General features: G+C 49.2%; 1 protein-coding gene and 1 pseudogene. Both read right to left on the bottom strand.

From position 1 onward, the window contains the following. Positions 1-157: DUF3876 domain-containing protein (locus tag DXA54_RS28725; RefSeq protein WP_243647710.1), on the bottom strand; the 157-nt coding region annotated here is incomplete at its 3' end. 37 nt (positions 158-194) lie between these two features. Further along, positions 195-323 (bottom strand): annotated as a pseudogene (locus DXA54_RS28045) (TraG family conjugative transposon ATPase); the annotation flags it as partial.

Here is a 323-nt window from a genome sequence, read left to right as displayed (position 1 = left end):
TGTAGATAAGCACGTCGGGCTTGCCCTCCACACTCTCCCAGTTTCCGCAAAGCAGGTCGCGTCGGTTGTCCGTTATGTCGCAGGATTGCAGCACCATGACCGCCAGCCCGATTAAACACTTGCTGACTTGCAGCATTTTCGTTCTTGATATACTCATACGCATTTTCTTTTTTAGTTGATGAATCTGTTTCTATTTATTCCTTTTTTCTCCGCCTTTCGGCAAGCTGCCGGATGACGGCTTCAATGTCGCCGCCCAACTGTTCCGCCAGACGGTAAACCTCTACTTTTTCCGTTTCTTCGGTGGTGTACGCCAGATACTCTTC

Origin of the sequence: Bacteroides sp. OF03-11BH (assembly GCF_003604005.1) — a bacterium.
Taxonomy (GTDB): Bacteria; Bacteroidota; Bacteroidia; order Bacteroidales; family Bacteroidaceae; genus Bacteroides; species Bacteroides ovatus.
Note: the sequence above shows the minus strand (reverse complement) of the source record. Positions and strands in the feature narration are given on the sequence as shown.